General features: G+C 61.2%; 15 protein-coding genes. 5 read left to right on the top strand and 10 right to left on the bottom strand.

Annotated elements, in window-relative coordinates; all coding sequences use genetic code 11:
• Positions 1-14: 14 nt before the first annotated feature.
• Positions 15-1,586: a Re/Si-specific NAD(P)(+) transhydrogenase subunit alpha gene (locus ACN0SC_RS01970; RefSeq protein ID WP_417247986.1), complete on the bottom strand. Its 1,572-nt coding sequence runs from the start codon at positions 1,584-1,586 to the stop codon at positions 15-17.
• A gap of 346 nt (positions 1,587-1,932) precedes the next feature.
• Here ACN0SC_RS01970 and ACN0SC_RS01975 point away from each other — a divergent pair, with 346 nt between their 5' ends.
• On the top strand, positions 1,933-2,397 hold the full coding sequence (locus tag ACN0SC_RS01975) for a GNAT family N-acetyltransferase (RefSeq protein ID WP_417247987.1): 465 nt from the start codon (positions 1,933-1,935) through the stop codon (positions 2,395-2,397).
• Here ACN0SC_RS01975 and ACN0SC_RS01980 read toward each other — a convergent pair.
• On the bottom strand, positions 2,394-3,167 hold the full coding sequence (locus ACN0SC_RS01980; protein WP_417247988.1) for a gamma-glutamyl-gamma-aminobutyrate hydrolase family protein: 774 nt from the start codon (positions 3,165-3,167) through the stop codon (positions 2,394-2,396). The two genes, ACN0SC_RS01975 and ACN0SC_RS01980, sit on opposite strands and share 4 nt — an antisense overlap.
• A 154-nt stretch (positions 3,168-3,321) precedes the next feature.
• Entirely contained in the window at positions 3,322-5,490 is a 2,169-nt protein-coding gene (locus ACN0SC_RS01985) for a malate synthase G (protein ID WP_417247989.1), read from the bottom strand.
• A 260-nt stretch (positions 5,491-5,750) separates the two neighbouring features.
• Here ACN0SC_RS01985 and pepN point away from each other — a divergent pair, with 260 nt between their 5' ends.
• Positions 5,751-8,306, top strand: a complete 2,556-nt coding sequence (pepN, locus tag ACN0SC_RS01990) for an aminopeptidase N (protein WP_417247990.1) — start codon at positions 5,751-5,753, stop codon at positions 8,304-8,306.
• Positions 8,307-8,323: 17 nt separating this feature from the next.
• On the opposite strand, the gene ACN0SC_RS01995 is transcribed toward pepN, so the two are convergent.
• Both ACN0SC_RS01995 and ACN0SC_RS02000 read right to left on the bottom strand, forming a co-directional pair.
• Positions 8,324-8,779, bottom strand: coding sequence for an Lrp/AsnC family transcriptional regulator (locus tag ACN0SC_RS01995; RefSeq protein ID WP_417247991.1), 456 nt, complete (start codon positions 8,777-8,779; stop codon positions 8,324-8,326).
• Positions 8,776-9,234, bottom strand: coding sequence for an Lrp/AsnC family transcriptional regulator (locus ACN0SC_RS02000; RefSeq protein ID WP_417247992.1), 459 nt, complete (start codon positions 9,232-9,234; stop codon positions 8,776-8,778). Before ACN0SC_RS02000 ends, ACN0SC_RS01995 begins: the two co-directional genes overlap by 4 nt.
• A 180-nt stretch (positions 9,235-9,414) precedes the next feature.
• Between ACN0SC_RS02000 and ilvC the strand changes: the two genes are divergently transcribed.
• The 3 genes from ilvC to ACN0SC_RS02015 all read left to right on the top strand — a co-directional run bounded on the left by ilvC (position 9,415) and on the right by ACN0SC_RS02015 (position 11,436).
• A complete protein-coding gene (ilvC, locus tag ACN0SC_RS02005) occupies positions 9,415-10,437 on the top strand; it encodes a ketol-acid reductoisomerase (protein ID WP_417247993.1) in 1,023 nt (340 codons plus the stop codon).
• 102 nt (positions 10,438-10,539) lie between these two features.
• A complete protein-coding gene (locus ACN0SC_RS02010) occupies positions 10,540-11,031 on the top strand; it encodes a cupin domain-containing protein (protein WP_417247994.1) in 492 nt (163 codons plus the stop codon).
• A 3-nt stretch (positions 11,032-11,034) separates the two neighbouring features.
• Complete coding sequence (locus ACN0SC_RS02015; RefSeq protein WP_417247995.1) at positions 11,035-11,436, top strand: hypothetical protein; 402 nt, start codon at positions 11,035-11,037, stop codon at positions 11,434-11,436.
• 87 nt (positions 11,437-11,523) lie between these two features.
• Here ACN0SC_RS02015 and glmM read toward each other — a convergent pair whose 3' ends face one another.
• The 5 genes from glmM to ACN0SC_RS02040 form a co-directional block, all read right to left on the bottom strand.
• Complete coding sequence (glmM, locus tag ACN0SC_RS02020) at positions 11,524-12,870, bottom strand: phosphoglucosamine mutase (protein ID WP_417247996.1); 1,347 nt, start codon at positions 12,868-12,870, stop codon at positions 11,524-11,526.
• Entirely contained in the window at positions 12,860-13,894 is a 1,035-nt protein-coding gene (gene folP / locus ACN0SC_RS02025) for a dihydropteroate synthase (RefSeq protein WP_417247997.1), read from the bottom strand. The genes glmM and folP overlap by 11 nt, the downstream gene beginning before the upstream one ends.
• A gap of 8 nt (positions 13,895-13,902) precedes the next feature.
• Positions 13,903-14,826, bottom strand: a complete 924-nt coding sequence (locus ACN0SC_RS02030) for a dihydroneopterin aldolase (protein ID WP_417247998.1) — start codon at positions 14,824-14,826, stop codon at positions 13,903-13,905.
• Between the two features lie 163 nt (positions 14,827-14,989).
• Positions 14,990-15,679, bottom strand: a complete 690-nt coding sequence (locus tag ACN0SC_RS02035) for a cell wall hydrolase (protein ID WP_417247999.1) — start codon at positions 15,677-15,679, stop codon at positions 14,990-14,992.
• A gap of 182 nt (positions 15,680-15,861) precedes the next feature.
• The gene (locus tag ACN0SC_RS02040; protein ID WP_417248000.1) at positions 15,862-18,411 is read right to left on the bottom strand and encodes a putative PEP-binding protein; all 2,550 of its coding nucleotides are present in this window, start codon (positions 18,409-18,411) and stop codon (positions 15,862-15,864) included.
• Positions 18,412-18,481 lie beyond the last annotated feature (70 nt).

Below are 18,481 nucleotides of genomic sequence, written 5' to 3' on the forward strand. Positions count from 1 at the left end.
GTGCGTCTCCCGCCTTACGATTTCTGGAACATCGCGAGCATGCGACGTGTCACGAGGAAGCCACCGAAGATGTTGATCCCCGCCATAAAGACCGACAGCGCGGCCAGCAGGATCACGAGACCGGAGCCCGATCCGATCTGCATCAGGGCGCCGAGAATGATGATCGACGAGATGGCATTGGTGACGGCCATGAGCGGCGTGTGCAGCGAGTGCGACACGTTCCAGATGACCTGAAACCCGACAAAGACCGACAGCACGAAGACGATGAAGTGCTGCATGAAGGACGCGGGAGCAACGAGCCCCACGCCAAGCAGGAGCGCCGCACCAATGGCGATCAACGTCACCTGCTGCTTCGTCTGCGCCTTGAACGCGGCCACTTCGGCGGCGCGCTTCTCTTCTGGCGTCAGTTCGGGCTCGACCTCTTTGGGCTTGGCCGCAATCGCCTGAACCTTCGGAGGCGGCGGCGGGAAGGTGATGTCACCCTCGAATGTCACCGTCGCACCACGGATCACGTCGTCTTCCATGTCGTGCACGATCTGACCGTCCTTGTTCGGGGTCAGGTCGGTGAGCATGTGACGGATGTTGGTGGCGTAAAGCGTAGACGCCTGCGTCGCCATCCGCGAGGGGAAGTCGGTGTAGCCGATGATGGTCACACCGTTGGGGGTGACGATCTTCTCGTCGGCCACGGTGAGCTTGCAGTTGCCGCCCTTCTCCGCCGCCAGATCGACGATCACGGAGCCGGGCTTCATGGCCTTGACCATATCCTCGGTCCAAAGCTCGGGAGCCTCGCGGTTGGGGATGAGTGCCGTGGTGATCACGATGTCCATCTCGGGGGCCAGCTCGCGGAACTTGGCAAGCTGCGCATTGCGGAACTCTTCGGACTGCACGGAGGCGTAACCACCCGTCGCGGCACCGTCCTGCTGCTCTTCGTCGAAATCGAGGTAGACAAATTCCGCGCCCATGCTCTCGACCTGCTCGGCCACTTCGGGGCGAACGTCAAAGGCGTAGGTCACAGCACCCAGCGAAGTCGAGGTGCCAATCGCGGCAAGACCCGCAACACCCGCACCGACAACCAGAACCTTCGCAGGGGGAACTTTACCCGCCGCCGTAATCTGGCCCGTGAAGAAGCGGCCGAAGTTGTTACCCGCCTCGATCACCGCGCGATAGCCCGCGATATTGGCCATGGAGGACAGAGCGTCCATCTTCTGCGCACGCGAGATACGCGGCACCATTTCCATCGCGATCACATTGGCGCCCGAGGCTTTCGCGGCCTCCATGCCCTCTTCGTTCCCCGCAGGGTTGAAGAAGGAGATCAGCGTCTGCTCCTTGCGCAGCCGTTTCAGCTCGGTCGTGTTCGGTTGGCGCACCTTGGCGACGATATCCGCCGCTTTCCACAACGCCGCGGGGGTCTTGATGACCTCAACGCCTGCGTCCTTGTAGTCTTTGTCGGCAAAGCCCGCGCGTTTACCCGCGCCGCTTTCCACTGCAATATCATAGCCCAGCTTTTGTAGCTGAAGCGCGCTATCAGGGGTCAAAGCGACACGCGCTTCTCCCTCATAGACTTCCTTGGGCACACCGATTTTCACGTCACTGTCCTCTTTTCCCAGTCATTATGCCTCACCACTTGCGTGCGGCGCGGCGATTGGTGCGCGATCAGATCGCGCAACTCGATTTGCAACCTTCAAGGGGATTGGGCCGTCCAGAAACAGACGCCCGACCAATCGGCGTTTCTGTCACGAAACGCCCTCCCCCATGCAATGCTCCCGCCCCGCTACCTGCACCGTAAATACACGGTCAGGCGACCGATCGAGATACTCCTCCAGTCTGGGTTGCGCAAAGTAAAGAAAACGCGGCCAGTGTAAAGGCATCCGCGCATTTGATGAAAAAAGTGCTGCGCTGGCCGAAACCTTTGCAACGCGATAACATTCCTGAATGCGAACCCGCCCCCTTAAACCAAGCGACGCCGATGCCGCCTATGCGCTTTTTCACCGCACTGTGCGCGGCGGAACCTCCCAGTTTTACGACGCCGAGCAACGCGCCGCTTGGGCGCCCGCCCGCGATGCCGCGCCTCAGGACTGGGGTGAGCGCCTCACAACAGGGTTCTCCATCGGCGCATTCAGACGTGGGAAGCTTATGGGGTTCTTCACCATGGGGCACGACGGGCACATCGACTTTGCCTATGTCGCGCTCGAAGAGATGGGAAAAGGCACAGCCGCCACGCTCTACGCAGCCTGCGAGGACGAAGCGCGCCGCCTCGGCCTACCACTGATGGAAACCGAAGCCTCTCACCTCGCCCGCCGCTTCTTTCTCAAACGCGGCTGGGAGGTCACTGCACGCCAGACAGTTATCCGCGACAGCGTTGGCATCGACAATTTCCGCATGAGGAAGATGCTCTAGGCAGGTTGCGACACCCGCTTGCGTGCCCGCGCGAAGTCACGCACCGCCTCACCAAAGGCCTCGAACAGCGGACGCGACACGGGATCTTGGCCCGCGCGGAACTCCGGATGCCATTGCACGGCAAGCGTGAACCCCTTCGCCCCCTCGACAAAGATCGCCTCGGGCGTGCCATCGGGCGCATAGCCCTCGACCACGATCCGCTTACCTGGCTGCTTGATCCCCTGCCCGTGCAGCGTGTTGGTCATCACCTCGGTCGCGCCGAGAAGTTTATGAAACACGCCGCCTTCCGCCAGACGCACAGGATGGCGCAGCGCGAATTTCTCCTCGATGGACCCATCAGGGGGCATACGGTGGTTCATCCGCCCTGGCAGGTCGCGAATTTCGGGATACAGCGTTCCCCCCATCGCGACGTTGATCTCCTGAAACCCGCGGCAAATGCCGAAAAACGGCTGCCCCGCCTCAACACAGGCCCGCACGAGCGGCAGTGTCACCGCATCACGGCTGCGGTCAAACGCGCCATGCGCCTCTGTTTCCGTCTCGCCATATTCTTCGGGGTGCACGTTCGGACGGCCGCCCGTGAACAGGAACCCGTCACAGGTCGCCATCAATTCCTCGGTGGACACATAGTCGGGGTGTGCAGGGATCAGCAGCGGCATACAGCCCGCCACATCCGACACCGCCTCAGCATCCATCCGCCCGCCCGTGTAGGCGGGGTATTGGTCGTGAAGCAAATTTGAATTTCCGATAATCCCGACAACAGGTCGCGCCATGAGCATCTCCTTAGACAGGACCAATGTAGAGATTCGCGTCGGCTTGAAAAGGGCGCAGAGGCTGCACAGGCGCACGTCCCCCCTGCGTGCATTAAGAGGCACAACAAATGGGCATGGGGGGACGGCTTTGGTTTGGGGGGTGGCGCGGGACGCTTTACCCGCGCGCTTTCAACTCCAACCGCCGTGCATGAAGGACAGGTTCGGTATAGCCCGAGGGCTGCACCCGTCCTTTGAACACCAGATCACAGGCCGCCTTGAAGGCGATCCCGTCGAAATCGGGGGCCATGGGACGATAGCTCGAATCACCTGCGTTCTGGCGATCGACGACCTCGGCCATCTTCTTCATCGCCTCCATCACCTGCTCTTCAGAGACAACGCCGTGATGCAGCCAGTTGGCCAGCCCTTGCGAAGAGATACGACAGGTCGCGCGATCCTCCATCAGCCCCACATCGTGAATGTCGGGCACTTTGGAACAGCCCACGCCCTGATCGACCCAGCGCACGACATAGCCAAGGATACCTTGGGCGTTGTTCTCCACCTCGTCGCGAATTTCGTCGTCGGACCAGTTGACGCCCTTGGCCACGGGAATGGTCAGCAGGTCCGCAAGCGTCCCGCGCGGACCATGGGCCGCGTTACGCGCCGCGATGTCGTCCTGAACCTTGAAGACATCGACCTTATGATAATGTGTCGCGTGCAGAGTTGCCGCCGTGGGCGATGGCACCCATGCGCAATTCGCGCCCGCTTTCGGGTGGCCGATCTTGGCCTCCAGCATATCGGCCATCAGATCGGGCATGGCCCACATCCCCTTGCCGATCTGCGCGCGCCCCTTGAGCCCGCATTCCAGACCGATATCCACGTTGCGATCCTCATAGGCGGAAATCCACGGCTGCGACTTCATCTCGCCCTTGCGGATCATCGGCCCCGCTTCCATCGAAGTGTGGATCTCGTCGCCCGTACGATCAAGGAAGCCCGTGTTGATAAAGGCCACGCGATGCTTGGCCGCGCGGATGCATTCCTTGAGGTTCACCGAAGTCCGCCTCTCCTCGTCCATGATGCCGAGCTTCACCGTATATTGCGGCAGACCCAAAATGGCCTCCACGCGGGTGAATATCTCGTCGGCAAAGGCCACTTCCTCAGGCCCGTGCATCTTCGGCTTCACCACATAGACCGAACCGTGCTCGGAATTGCGCGGCCCTTCCGTCTTTTGCAGATCATGCATGGCGATCAGCGTGGTGAACAGCGCGTCCATCAGCCCCTCGCCCACCTCACGCCCCTCGGCGTCGAGCACGGCGGGGTTGGTCATCAGGTGGCCCACGTTACGCACCAGCATCATCGCCCGCCCCTTGACCGTGAGCTTGCCACCCTCGGGCGTCTCATAGGTCACATCGGGGTTGAGCTTGCGGGTGAAGGTCTTGCCACCCTTCGATACCTGCTCCTCCAGATCACCGCGCATCAGGCCGAGCCAGTTGCGATAGGCGCCCACCTTCTCTTCGGCATCCACCGCCGCCACACTGTCCTCGCAATCCATGATCGCCGAGACTGCGCTCTCAAGACGGATATCAGAAATGCCCGCAGGATCCTGCTTGCCCACGGGCGTCGTCGGATCAACACGGATTTCCAACAGCAAACCGTTGACCCGCAACAGCACCTGAAGCGGGCACGCCCCGTCTTGCAGATAGCCCACGAATTGCGACGGATCGGCCAGACCCGTGGTCCCCGTCCCGTCATCGGCCAGCAGCATATCGCCCTGAACCCGCAGCGCGATCACATCCGCCCACGACCCGCCCGCAAGCGGCGCCACCGCGTCGAGGTGCGCCTTGGCCCAGCGGATCACCCGCTCCCCGCGCCCCGCGTCATAGCCTTTGCCCTCAGGCAGATCGCCCATCGCATCGGTGCCGTAAAGCGCATCATAAAGCGATCCCCACCGCGCATTCGCCGCGTTGAGCGCATAGCGCGCATTGGTGATCGGCACGACCAATTGCGGCCCCGGAAGGCTGGCAAACTCGGGATCAACGCCCGTTGTCTCGATCTCGAAATCCGCACCCTCAGGCACGATGTAGTTGATCGCCCGAAGGAAGGCCTCATATTCGGAGGCATCAAACTCCGCGCCCTTGTTCATAATGTGCCAACCGTCGATCTGCTGCTGCAACGCCTCGCGATGTTCCAGTAGCGCGCGGTTCTTCGGCCCCATCTCGTCCACCAGTTGCGCCAACCCCGCCCAGACGGTCTGCGCCTCAACGGGCAGCCCCGCCAAGGCCTCATCCTCGACAAAATGGACAAGTTGATCGTCGATAGAGAGGCCATGTTTCTCGATACGGGTCATGCGGAATCACCTGATGTTGGGGTATTTGACGGCCAAGGGTAACGTGTTTCCTATCGGAAACAAGACCCGCCACGCCGCAACCGCCTCCGCAGCAACGCACAGGGGCAAACTGCTCAAACCATGTGCAAATCGAGCGGCGCAGCACAGCACCCGCGCGACTTCGCGCACAGGGGGGAACCACGCCTGACCAGTTGAACCCGCCGCGCCACGGCACTAACGTTCCACCCTCAGCACAGGTTGCATTCCGAAAGGCCCCACCGATGAAAGACGCCGCGCCCGAAACCATCTTCCTCAAGGATTACGCCGAGCCGCATCACTGGGTGCGCGAGGTTCACCTGACCTTCCGCCTCGCGCCGACCGAAACGCGCGTCCTGTCGCGGATCACCTTTGTGCCCAATGCGCAAAACGCGGGTGATCTGGTGCTCAACGGCGAGGACCTCAAACTGATCACCGCCACCGTCGACGGTGCCATCGTGCCGATGGATGTGAGCGACACCCACCTGCGCATCAAATCCGCCGACCTGCCGACCAAGCCCTTCACCTTCGAAGCAGAGGTTGAAATCAGCCCCGAAACCAACACCGCGCTCGAAGGGCTCTATATGTCCAACGGCATGTATTGCACCCAATGCGAGGCCGAGGGCTTCCGCAAGATCACCTATTACCCCGACCGCCCCGATGTCATGGCGACCTTCACCGTGCGCATCGAGAGCGATCAACCCGTGATGCTCTCCAACGGCAACCCCACCGCCTCAGGCGAGGGCTGGGCCGAATGGCACGATCCGTGGCCCAAACCATCCTATCTCTTTGCCCTCGTGGCGGGCGATCTGGTCAACCACCCCGACCGTTTCACCACGAAATCGGGCCGCGATGTCGAGTTGAATATCTACGTCCGCCCTGGCGACGAGGACAAATGCGCCTTTGGCATGGAGGCGCTCAAATCGTCGATGAAGTGGGACGAGGACACCTACGGACGCGAATACGACTTGGACATTTTCAACATTGTGGCCGTTGACGACTTCAACATGGGTGCGATGGAGAACAAGGGGCTGAACATCTTCAATTCCTCTTGCGTTCTCGCCTCGAAGGAAACCTCGACGGATGCCAATTTCGAGCGGATCGAAGGCATCATTGCCCATGAGTATTTCCACAACTGGACAGGCAACCGTATCACCTGCCGCGACTGGTTCCAGCTTTGCCTGAAAGAAGGGCTGACGGTTTACCGTGACCAGATGTTCTCAGGCGATATGCGCAGCCATCCCGTGAAAAGGATTGAAGAAGTCCTGCAATTGCGCGCCCGCCAGTTCCGCGAGGACAACGGTCCGCTCGCCCACCCCGTGCGCCCCGAAAGCTTCGTCGAGATCAACAATTTCTACACCGCCACCGTCTACGAGAAAGGCGCGGAGATCATCGGAATGCTGCGCCGCATTCTGGGCGACGAGGACTACTATAAGGGCTGCAACCTCTACTTTGACCGCCACGACGGTCAGGCCGTGACCATCGAGGATTGGCTCAAGGCGTTCGAAGATGCCACAGGCCGCGATCTTTCACATTTCCAACAATGGTATTCGCAAGCGGGCACGCCGCGCCTGAAGGTAAGCGAGGCTTGGGAGGACGGCACCCTGACGCTCACCTTCACGCAAACCACGCCCCCCACACCTGGCCAGCCTGATAAGAAACCGCAATTGATCCCCATTGCCGTGGGCCTCATCGGCCCCAATGGTGACGAAGTGGTGCCGACGACCATTCTGACCCTTTCCGAAGAGACACAGAGTTTCACCTTCGACGGCTTGGGAGCGCGTCCCGTGGCCTCGATCCTGCGCGACTTCTCCGCGCCCGTGATCCTTGAGCGCGAGATCGACGCCGCCACCCGTGCCTTCCTTCTGGCCAATGACACCGACCCCTTCCAGAAATGGGAGATGGGGCGGATGCTGGCCAAAGACACGCTGATCGACATGATCACCCGTGACGCCACCCCCGCGACTGACTACCTCGACGCGATCAAGGCGGTTCTGACCGACGAAAGTCTCGACCCCGCCTTCCGCGCGCTGGTGCTTGGTCTGCCCTCCGAGGACGACATTGCGCAGACGCTTTTCGACGCGGGGCAGACGCCGCATCCGCAAAAAATCCATGCGGCCCGCCAAACGCTGCGCCAGACACTTGCCATACACTTGTCCGACGCATGTCCGACGCTTTTCCGACAGCTTGAAACGCCAACATTCGTGCCTGACGCGGACGGTTCGGGTAAACGGTCGCTGCGCATGGCTGTGCTTGGTCTGATGACCCTGAACGATGGCGGAGAAGCCGCCCGAGCGCTTTATGCCAAGGCCGACAATATGACCGAACAGCTCGGCAGTCTCAGCGCGCTTCTGGCCGCGGGACTTGGCGCGGAGGAAATACAAGCCTTTGAGAAACAATGGAAAAACGACCGCCTCGTGATGGACAAATGGTACACGATGCAGGTGGTCCACGCAGCCCCGGACAGCACGGCGACAACCGTTGAGACTCTGACGCAGCACCCTGATTTCACGCTGCGCAATCCCAACCGTTTCCGCGCGGTCTTCGGTGCGCTGACCGCCAACCACGCGGGCTTCCACCACGCCAGCGGCGCGGGCTATGAAACTCTAGCCAACCACTTGATTAAGCTGGATAAATTAAACCCGCAAACCACCGCCCGCATGTGTGGTTCTTTCGAGACATGGCGGCGTTACGACGCCGATCGACAAGCCCTCATCCGCGCCCAACTGGAACGGATTTTGGCAACCGAAGACCTCAGCCGCGATACCACGGAAATGGTCAACCGCATCCTCGGTGATTGAGCATTCGGGCGGTCCGCCTATAGCGGGCCGCTCAACCTCTCCTCGGACAAAAGCACGTTGGCCTCGACGTTCCCGACGCCGGGAAGAGTCATGATCCGCCGACGCAAAATCCTTTCAAAATCAGGGAGATCGGTGGCAACAACGCGCAGGCGGTAGTCGTAAAGACCAAGCACGTGCTGCACTGTTTGCACCTCGGGAATGGCGGCCACAGCGCGTTCGAAATCCTCCAGAGAGACCCGTCCCTTGGTCGCCAGTTTGATGCCTAGATAGACCGTCACGCCAAAGCCCAACTGCTCCAGATCGAGGTCGACCCGTCGCGGCTCAAAGACGCCCGCATCGCGCAACCGCTTGATCCGCCGCCACGCCGCAGGCTGGCTCAACCCAAACGCCCGCCCAAGCGCCCCCGCCGACTGGGTGGCATCCTCACACAGCGCCGTAATCAATGCGCGGTCGATATCATCCAATTCGATCATAGCGGCACCGCGTGACGGTCCTTGACCTTGGCCACATGCATAAGCGCCTCGATGTCGGAAATATGCGGTAAAGTCAGGATCTTATCACGATAGACGCGCTGGTAATCAGGCAGGTCGCGGGCAATCACGAGGAGCCGCACATCGACCTGTCCAAGGAAAGTGCCAATCGAAATCACCTCGGGCACCTCGCGCGCCGCAGCGATGAATTCGTCAAAGGCGCGCGGCGCGGTTTTGTCGAGCGTAAAGCGCAGCGACACCTCGACCGAATAGCCAAGCGCGTGCCAGTCGATCTCCTCACGGATCGCACGAATAACCCCACCCGCCCGCATCCGTTCAACGCGGCGGGTAAAGGTCGCGGGCGTGACCCCTGCCCGCTCTGAGAGATCCGAAAACGGCGCATCGGGGTCCGCCTGTAGCTGCCGCAGGATGCGGCGGTCGGTATCGTCGACTTGCATTATAATTTCACCAATTTGCCTTTTAGCGAATGATTTTTTGTCATTATACGCAAATCAACCGAACTTTGAAACGGGTAAACGCCATCACAAGGGCATATTGACGCCAGTTCTTACCGCCCGCGATTCTGGCCTTTGTCGGGATTGGGGGCACCAAACCAACCTTAGGAAGGGAGCGCCAACATGCGCGTTTATTATGATCGCGATTGCGACGTTAACATCATCAAAGAAGCCAAAGTTGCCATCCTCGGCTACGGCTCGCAAGGTCACGCACACGCGCTGAACCTGCGCGACTCTGGCGCCAAGAACGTCGTCGTCGCCCTGCGCGAAGGCTCCCCCTCCGCCAAGAAAGCCGAAGCTGAAGGTCTCAAAGTCATGGGCATCGCCGAAGCTGCCGCATGGTGTGACGTGATCATGTTCACCATGCCCGACGAACTTCAGGCCGAAACCTACAAGAAATACGTCCACGACAACATCAAGCCCGGCGCAGCTATCGCATTTGCCCACGGCCTGAACGTGCACTTCGGCCTCATCGAGCCGAAAGAAGGCGTCGACGTGATCATGATGGCCCCCAAAGGCCCCGGCCACACCGTGCGCGGCGAATACGTCAAAGGCGGCGGCGTGCCCTGCCTCGTAGCTGTTGACACCGACGCCACAGGCAAAGCCCTCGAAATCGGCCTGTCCTACTGCTCCGCCATCGGCGGCGGCCGCTCGGGCATCATCGAGACCAACTTCCGCGAAGAGTGCGAAACCGACCTCTTCGGCGAACAAGCCGTTCTCTGCGGCGGCCTTGTTGAACTGATCCGTTGCGGCTTCGAAACTCTGGTCGAAGCGGGCTACGCTCCCGAAATGGCCTACTTCGAGTGCTTGCACGAAGTGAAGCTCATCGTGGACCTGATCTACGAAGGCGGCATTGCGAACATGGACTACTCCATCTCCAACACCGCTGAATACGGTCAATACGTCACTGGCCCGCGCATCCTGAAATACGACGAAACCAAAGCCCGCATGAAAGAGGTCCTTTCGGACATCCAACAGGGTAAATTCGTCCGTGACTTCATGCTCGAAAATGCCGTTGGTCAGCCCACGATCAAAGCGTCCCGCCGCGCCAATGACGAGCACCTGATCGAAGAAACAGGCACGAAACTGCGCGGCATGATGCCGTGGATTTCCGCAGGCAAAATGGTCGACAAAGAGCGCAACTAAGCGCGCATCTGTCACACTGGAAACAGGAAAGGGCGCCTTGCGGGGCGCCCTTTTTCATGAACTAAGTGGGGTGGCTATCAACCGCATCCTTGAGGCTCACACATGCCGAAACATACGCCAGACACAGTGCGCTGCGAGACCTCCGACGGCAGTGACACGCCCTGCGGCCCCTATCGCGCGCGGCTGTTTTCAGACAGCGGCGGGTTAACGCAATTCGGCGCTTTCGAGGAAACACTGCCACCTGGGTCATCCTCATCGATCAAACATTGGCACGCCATCGAGGATGAGATGATTTACATGGTTGCTGGAACTGTAACCATTGAGGAAGGCACAGACAGCTACAGATTAAGTGCGGGCGAAGCCGCAACATTCAAAGCGGGCGTTCCAAAGGCTCATCGGGTGATCAACACCTCTGACGCCCCCGCAACCTACCTCGTCATCGGCACCCGTTCGGCAGGCGACACAGTCACCTACCCCGAGCATGATCGCGTACTGCGCTTTACGCGCGAAGCGGGCGAGGCTCCCTTAAACAACCGTGAATACACGACACTGGACGGCCGCCCGGCGACCTCCCCCTACACTGTGGAAGACTGAACCATGACCAACGACCATCTCCCCGAGGACCTGACGCCCGACGACATGGAGGCGATTGCCAAGGAGCGGCAGAGGTTCATGACGCGACGGTTCTGGGTGAGTCTGCTTAAAGGACAGGAGCCGCTCGGCGACACCTTTTGGGCGGGCAACTATCTGGCGGCGCTCTATTTTCTGCCGGTAATGATCTTTCTTCTGGCGCTCGGTTCTTTCGTGCCAGCACTATCGGTGCTCTTGTCGATGTCCTTCGTGATCTTCGGCATCTACATTCTGGGAGTGGCGCGCGCCGTGGCTGTGGCCAAACCCAAGGGGCAAGCGGTGAAAGGCTGGCGCATTGTGGGCGTGACCTGGACCCTTCTCAACGCCGCAACCCTGCTGACCTACGCCCCATTCGCGGCGGGACAGTAGACTGGTCCACTCGGACAGTTGCAACATTCTGGCATGTGAGCGGCCCTGATGAGCCGCCCGACATGACCTTTTCGAACGTTCTATGGCTCAGAGCGTTGCGGCCTGAACGGCATCGACAACACTGTCCACCGTCGCGTTCAACACCGCCTCGTCCACGCTTTCAGCCATCACGCGGATGAGTGGCTCTGTGCCCGACTTGCGGATCAGAAGCCGCCCGTTCCCGTTCAGCTTCGCCTCGGCATCGGCAATCGCCCGCGCGACATTGCCATCCTCAAGGGGGCTTTGTCCGTCGCTATAGCGCACGTTTTTCAACAGTTGCGGAAAGGGTTCAAACACGCGGGTCAGTTCGGACGCCTTTTTCCCCGTCTCCACCATCGCCGCGAGGAATTGTAGCCCCGCGAGCAAGCCGTCGCCCGTCGTCGCGAAATCGGTCATGACGATATGGCCCGACTGTTCACCGCCCAGATTATAGCCCCCCGCACGCATCCGCTCGACCACGTAGCGGTCGCCCACAGAAGTGCGTTCAAGACGCAACCCTTGATCGTCGAGGAATCGCTCCAATCCGAGGTTCGACATGACCGTGGCAACCAAGGCTCCGCCTGTAAGCTTACCTTGATCCGCCCATGATTTCGCCATCAGCCCCATGAGCTGATCGCCATCCGCAACCGCGCCCGTTTCATCGAGGATCATCACGCGGTCGGCGTCCCCGTCGAGGCAAATCCCGACATCCGCCCCATGCGCAACCACGGCGCTGGCGGCGGTATCGACATGGGTCGATCCGCATTTTTCGTTGATGTTCAAACCATTAGGAGAGGTCCCGATCTCGATGACCTCCGCGCCGAGTTCCCAAAGAACCTCGGGCGCAGTGCGGTAGGCCGCCCCGTTTGCGCAGTCGATCACAACCTTGAGGCCCTGTAGAGACAGGCCACGCGGGAAGGCTCCTTTGACCCGTTCGTTATAGCGGAACCGCCCGTCGTCGATCCGTTTGGCACGCCCGATATTATGCGACTGCGCGAGTTCGACGCCTTCGGTCAGAAGCCGCTCGATTTCCACCTCTGCTTCATCGGACAGTTTGAACCCGTCGGGGCCGAAAAACTTGATCCCATTGTCCTCGGCAGGGTTGTGCGATGCGGAAATCATGACACCAACATCGGCGCGCATTGAGGGGGTCAGAAGGCCAACCGCAGGGGTCGGCACGGGCCCGAGAAGGAAGACGTTCATCCCCGTCGAGGTGAAGCCCGCCGTGAGAGCGTTCTCGAACATATAGCCCGACAGGCGCGTATCCTTTCCGATCACAACACGGTGCGCGCGCGAGCCGTCGCGGCGGAAATACCGTCCCGCCGCCGCACCAAGGCGCAGCGCCAATTCCGCAGTCATCGGGTGGCTGTTGGCCTTGCCACGCACCCCGTCGGTACCAAATAACTTACGCTTCATCACTACTCTCCTCGGTCTGTCCCAATGTGACCGCCTGCCACAGGGCAAGGGCTTGTTTTGTTTCCTTGATATCATGCACGCGGGTGATCTGAACCCCTTGCGCCACCCCAGCAAGCGCCACGGCGACGGAGCCGTGAACGCGGTCGAGGGGGTCAGGCGCGTTGCCGATCACGCCTATGAACCGCTTGCGCGACGCGCCCAAAAGAACCGCGCAACCCAGCCCGTGAAACAGCGACAGCCGTTGCAGCAGCGCGAGGTTGTGCGCACGTGTTTTGCCAAAGCCGATGCCAGGATCGACGACAATACGCGCCCGATTGATCCCTGCCGCTTCGGCAACCCTGATCCGCGCCTCCAGGAAGTCGTAAACGTCTAGCAGAACGTCATCGTAATGGGGATTGTCCTGCATCACCTCGGGGTCACCCTGCGCGTGCATCAGGCACACGGGCGCACCCGCATCTGCCGTCACACCCGCCAAAGCTGGATCATGGGTGAAAGCATAAACGTCATTGACCAAATCCGCCCCCGCCTCCAGCGCGGCCTGTGCCACTGCGGCTTTCCGCGTGTCTATGGAGATCGGTGCGGACAGCTCGCCGCGGATCGCGGCAATGATCGGCGCGGTACGATTAATTTCTTCGCCTTCAGACACATAGGCCGCCCCTGGCCGTGTGCTCTCGCCGCCGACATCGAGAATATCGGCCCCGTCGCGCACCATTTCTAGGGCGTGTTCGATGGCGGCAGCGGGCGCGTTGAACTTCCCGCCATCGGAGAAACTGTCAGGCGTGGTGTTGAGAATGCCCATGAGGTTCGGGCGCGAGAGATCGAGCCCCGCAAGAGGCGGTCGCGGCGCGGTCAGGCGGTGCCGCACGGGGTCGGGCAGATCGGCGGCGACGACAATCCGAGGGGCCTCGCCACGGCTCAGAACTTCCACGCGATCAAACCACGTCCACCCGCCAGCAAGCGTCAACGCACCTTCGGGGCGGGCGGGATCGGTGGACGGGATCGGGCGATAATAGGCTGTGGTCATGGTATCTCTCACAAGCGCGCCGTGGCATCACGATCCAGCAGGCGCATCGGGACATTGCACGTTTCAGGCGGTTGCACATCAACCACCACCAGCTCAGCGGCCCCGATATGTTCGGCAAGCCATGCGGCAACGGGTGCGGTTTCGGCGGGAAGAGGCTGTGGCGCGTCCAGCACCAGACGCGATGGCGCCCAAATGGTCAGATCGCCACGCCCCGCGGCCCAATCAATCTCGGTTCGGCTGGCGCGGACAGTGAGGCGGGGGTCGCGGGCAGCGGCGGCCCATGCGGCCTGATCCAATGCGAGCAGATCAACGCGGCGTTGCGGCTCCTCTGCGGGTACGCGTAGCGCGCAATCCAGCAGAGAAGGCACGAGGATCACGGGGCGCGGTCTGGCTAGCGCCGCATCAACCCATGCGGACAGATGATCGTGCATGGCAGCTTCAGAGAGGGCAACAACCAAAGGGCGCGGGCCGCTCGACCGTGCGGGCGCAACGGTGGTATCCCCCTGCCCCGCACGCCGCTCGATCTCGACACCGAGCTTGAAGGGGCCACGATCCACCTTCTCAATCCGCACGAAAGTCCGCACGGCTTGCGGCTCGGACAGAACGCGCGCGGCGATACTTTCGGCCAATGTCTCAAGCAGGCTCACGCGCTCGGCGGCCAAAGCCGCATCTACGGCTTCGATCAGTTTGTCATAGGATAAGATGCGATCAACGTCGTCCTCGGCATCGCTCTCGGAGGGGCGCAATTCGACCACGATATTGAACGATAGGCGCTGCGTCGTGCCCCGCTCAACCTCGAATGCACCGATCTCCACCGCCACGACATAGTCGCGCAGGGACAGCCGATCTGGCGAGATGCCTTTCGTGCTGGCCTCGGCACGGGCCAACGGATGATCAAAGGCGAGTTGAACATCTCTCGGAGTGTCGTTCACGTAGCAACCTCTCACATGGCGCGTTATCGTGACGCCCGTGCTAGCCTGTTTTGCCGCTTAGGTCCAACATCGCGCGCCCCCAAAACAAAGGCCACCGCACGGAAATCCGCCGATGGCCTCGCGAAACGTTACAATTCTGTCAGAGTGCTTGGCCCGAAGGAGATCAGGCGCGCGGCATCCGGTAGAAATAGTGGACACCGATCTGCGCGGTGCGTGCAAATGTGCGCGACCAGCGGGGTGCCACTGCAGTGGTGTGGTAATGCGTTGCCCCGTTGGTGAGGACACGCGGCGCGCCATCGAGCATCAGGCGCGCGACCTTACCCACACGAGAGAAGGCTTCGGGTTCGTGGATATTTTCAGCATGGCCGTCGCACGTGTAAGTGAACTGGCACCCGTATTTCTTGCCCGTGCCCTGATTGATCACACCGCAAACACTGCCGGGGAACGCCTCCGACGAAACGCGATTGAGGATGACTTCGGCCACAGCGAATTGGCCCTGCACACTTTCACCACGCGCCTCGAAGTAGAGCGCCTCGGAAAGACATAGCCATTCCTCGTCGCCTGTCGCTTCGGGAAGCCCAGCAAGGAACTCGCGGCTATACTCGATCTGCGGTTCGCGGGCGGGCTTCTGCGTAGGTTTGTAGTTAGCCAGAACCTCCGCCATCGCGCTGCTGTCCACCGTGCCGAGCGCATCACGCTCTTGGGCAAACAGGGCGGTCAATTCGGAATTGAGAACGGCCTCGGGAGCGTTCGACTGGCTCAGCTTCACCTCCGCCGACATCGGCGCGGAAACGCACGCCGCGCAAACTGCGACAGCAAGCGCGAGCGCTTTTGTTGGATACCCTAGGGTCATTTGTGTAGCTCCAGTCCAAGAAATTCGGACGCGTGGGGCGTCCAGATTTGGCGGCTAGATAGGGCAAATGAGTCCCGCGGTCCACCCTCGTGGATCAAAAGCGCGTGCTCAGGGGATATGCGTCAGACGCATAGCTTACAGCATAGGCAGTCTTAAAATAACAATTTCAACACCTTAGCGGATCACCTCTCAAGGCGCTCCTTGGCGACCAACTGGGCTGCGGCCAATCGCGCAACGGGCACGCGGAAGGGCGAACAGGAGACATAATCAAACCCTGCCGTGCGGCAAAAGGCAATAGATTCGGGGTTACCACCATGCTCTCCGCACAGCCCCAGCGTCAGGTCAGGCTTGGTCGTCCGACCACGCTCCGCTCCAATCTGAAGCAGCTCCCCCACCCCGTCGGGATCGAGGGTGTGGAAGGGATCTTCGGGGAAGACACCCTGCTGGACATAGGCATTCATGAACCGCCCCGCATCATCGCGCGACAGGCCGTAAGCCATCTGCGTCAGGTCATTGGTGCCAAACGACAGGAAGGCCGCGTGCTGTGCGATCTCATGGGCGCGCAGTGCGGCGCGCGGCGTCTCCACCATCACACCAAGACGGTAATCGAAATCCGCGCCAGTCTCACCACGCACGGCGGTTGCGACAGCATCCACCCGCGCCTTGACCAATTCGACCTCGCGCTTGGCAGACACCAGCGGGATCATGATCTCGGGCACCACGGGGTCGCCGTGTTTAGATGCCTCGACGGTGGCCTCGAAGATCGCGCGCGCCTGCATCTCGTAAATCTCGGGGAAGGTGATCCCCAACCGCACGCCGCGCATCCCTAGCATCGGGTTGAATTCGGACAGCCACTCGATCCGCCGCGTCACATCCGAGAGAGGCAGGTCGAGCGCCTCGGCCAACTCCTTGGCCCCCGCGCGGTCGGAGGGCAGGAACTCGTGCAAGGGCGGATCGAACAGGCGGATGCACACGGGCTGGCCCTGCATGATCTGGAATAGCTCTGTGAAATCCGCGCGTTGCATCGGCAGGAGCCGTGCGATCACCTCGTGACGATCTTCTCGTGTCTGCGCGAAAATCATCTCGCGCATCACGGTGAGGCGATCCCCCTCGAAGAACATATGCTCGGTGCGACACAGCCCGATGCCCTGCGCTTTGAAGTCACGGGCAACAGCGGCGTCGGCGGGGGTGTCGGCATTGGCCCGCACACCGATGTCACGGATACTATCGGCCCACTCCATCAGTTGCAGATACCACTTGTCCTTGACCACGGGCAGCATCTTCGCCTCGCCCATGAGCGCCTCGCCCATGGTCCCATCGACAGTCAGTGTATCGCCCTCGGCCAACTCGCGCCCGTCCTCAAGCGTCAGCGTGCGTTTGCGATGGTTAATGCGCAATCCCGCCCCCACCACACACGGCAACCCCATCCCGCGCGCGATCACAGCGGCGTGGGAGGTGGCCCCGCCGCGCTCGGTCACAACGCCGACGGAGGAATGCATACCACGAATGTCCTCTGGCGCGGTTTCTCGGCGCACGAGGATGCAAGGTTCTCCACGCGCTTCACTGGCCTGCGCGGCATCAGAGGTAAACACGATCTTACCCACGGCACCACCAGGCGAAGCGGCAATCCCGCGTGCAGCCACATCGCGGGGCGCGTCGGGGTCGACCTGTTGGTGCAAGAGTTCGGTCAAAGACCGCGGCGGCACACGGCAAATGGCCTCCTCGACGGGAATCACCTTGTCTTCGGCCAATTGCACCGCCGCGCGCAGAGCCGCCCGCGACGAGCGAGGCACGCGTACTGCGTCGATGATGTGTAACTCACCGTCCTGAATGGTGAATTTGACCTCCATCTCCTCGCGCAACCGCGTGCGGCATATCTGCGCCCAATGCACGAGCTGCGTATAAGCCTTCGGGAGAACATCTTCGAGCGAGGGGCCGCGTGGGTCTTTTGCGAGGTAAAGCGTTTCGGTCGCGGAGGCGGGAGCTGCAGGGTCGCTGGACTTGCGGGTGAAGCGGCCCTTCACGATCTGCTCGCCCGTGTTCGGGTCGATCAACTGGACCACCCCCGACCCGCTCTGCGCACCGCCCAAACCGGGTGCCATGGCCTGCACCACAAGCCCCAGCCCAGCATCGGCGGGCGCGCCCTTGGCTTGGCGCAAGAGCCGCGCAGTGGTGCCTTCCCACGCGCGCGCCATTGAACGCAGAACAGAGATCAGTTGCAGGGAAATGTCTTGCGGGAAATCCTCGTCGGTTTCTTCGAAATAGAACTCAAGTGCACGTTGCAGCGCCTCGCCCGAGGTCAGAGAATTGTCAAATTCGAACAATTCGGGGTCCAGACGCTCAACGTGGACCGCGTAGGCTTGCACAAACCGAAGGTATAGCGTGTCTGCGTCATCCTGCCCGTATTGCTCGGCCAGCTCGGCGTGACGGGCATCGTTCATGCCGATGTTGAGAATGGCACCTGGCCCACCCCAATCGGGATCTTCCGATGACGGACGGACGGAGAGAAGCGGCGCATCACCAAAGACGTTGAGCAGCGCGGTGATATCGATTGGGCGCCCTTCGGCCAGCTGGTGCACCGCGTCAAAACCAAGTGCCACGGTCAACGGCACGGGCAGATCAAGACGCACAAGACGCTGCAAGCACTTCGCCCGACCGCCGTGAGTGTTCACGGCAATCGGTGCAACCCGTTTGATACGGGTGAAACCGAGGGGGGTTACTTCTTGCTGCACTGCGGCGCTCCCTATTCGCAGGGCACGTTACGCCCTTTGCCGCGCCTCCCGCAAGCCTTAGCTTTGCGAA

The sequence above is a fragment of the Celeribacter sp. genome (genome assembly GCF_048261515.1).
GTDB lineage: Bacteria > Pseudomonadota > Alphaproteobacteria > Rhodobacterales > Rhodobacteraceae > Celeribacter.

Bases quoted from the DNA above. Each gene is read 5' to 3' on its own strand.
- ACN0SC_RS02010 (WP_417247994.1), top strand. From the start codon at position 10,540: ATGCCGAAACATACGCCAGACACAGTGCGCTGCGAGACCTCCGACGGC.
- glmM (WP_417247996.1), bottom strand. From the start codon at position 12,870: ATGAAGCGTAAGTTATTTGGTACCGACGGGGTGCGTGGCAAGGCCAAC.
- ACN0SC_RS01975 (WP_417247987.1), top strand. From the start codon at position 1,933: ATGCGAACCCGCCCCCTTAAACCAAGCGACGCCGATGCCGCCTATGCG.
- ilvC (WP_417247993.1), top strand. From the start codon at position 9,415: ATGCGCGTTTATTATGATCGCGATTGCGACGTTAACATCATCAAAGAA.
- ACN0SC_RS02000 (WP_417247992.1), bottom strand. From the start codon at position 9,234: ATGCAAGTCGACGATACCGACCGCCGCATCCTGCGGCAGCTACAGGCG.
- ACN0SC_RS02015 (WP_417247995.1), top strand. From the start codon at position 11,035: ATGACCAACGACCATCTCCCCGAGGACCTGACGCCCGACGACATGGAG.
- ACN0SC_RS01980 (WP_417247988.1), bottom strand. From the start codon at position 3,167: ATGGCGCGACCTGTTGTCGGGATTATCGGAAATTCAAATTTGCTTCAC.
- folP (WP_417247997.1), bottom strand. From the start codon at position 13,894: ATGACCACAGCCTATTATCGCCCGATCCCGTCCACCGATCCCGCCCGC.
- pepN (WP_417247990.1), top strand. From the start codon at position 5,751: ATGAAAGACGCCGCGCCCGAAACCATCTTCCTCAAGGATTACGCCGAG.
- ACN0SC_RS01995 (WP_417247991.1), bottom strand. From the start codon at position 8,779: ATGATCGAATTGGATGATATCGACCGCGCATTGATTACGGCGCTGTGT.
- ACN0SC_RS01985 (WP_417247989.1), bottom strand. From the start codon at position 5,490: ATGACCCGTATCGAGAAACATGGCCTCTCTATCGACGATCAACTTGTC.
- ACN0SC_RS02035 (WP_417247999.1), bottom strand. From the start codon at position 15,679: ATGACCCTAGGGTATCCAACAAAAGCGCTCGCGCTTGCTGTCGCAGTT.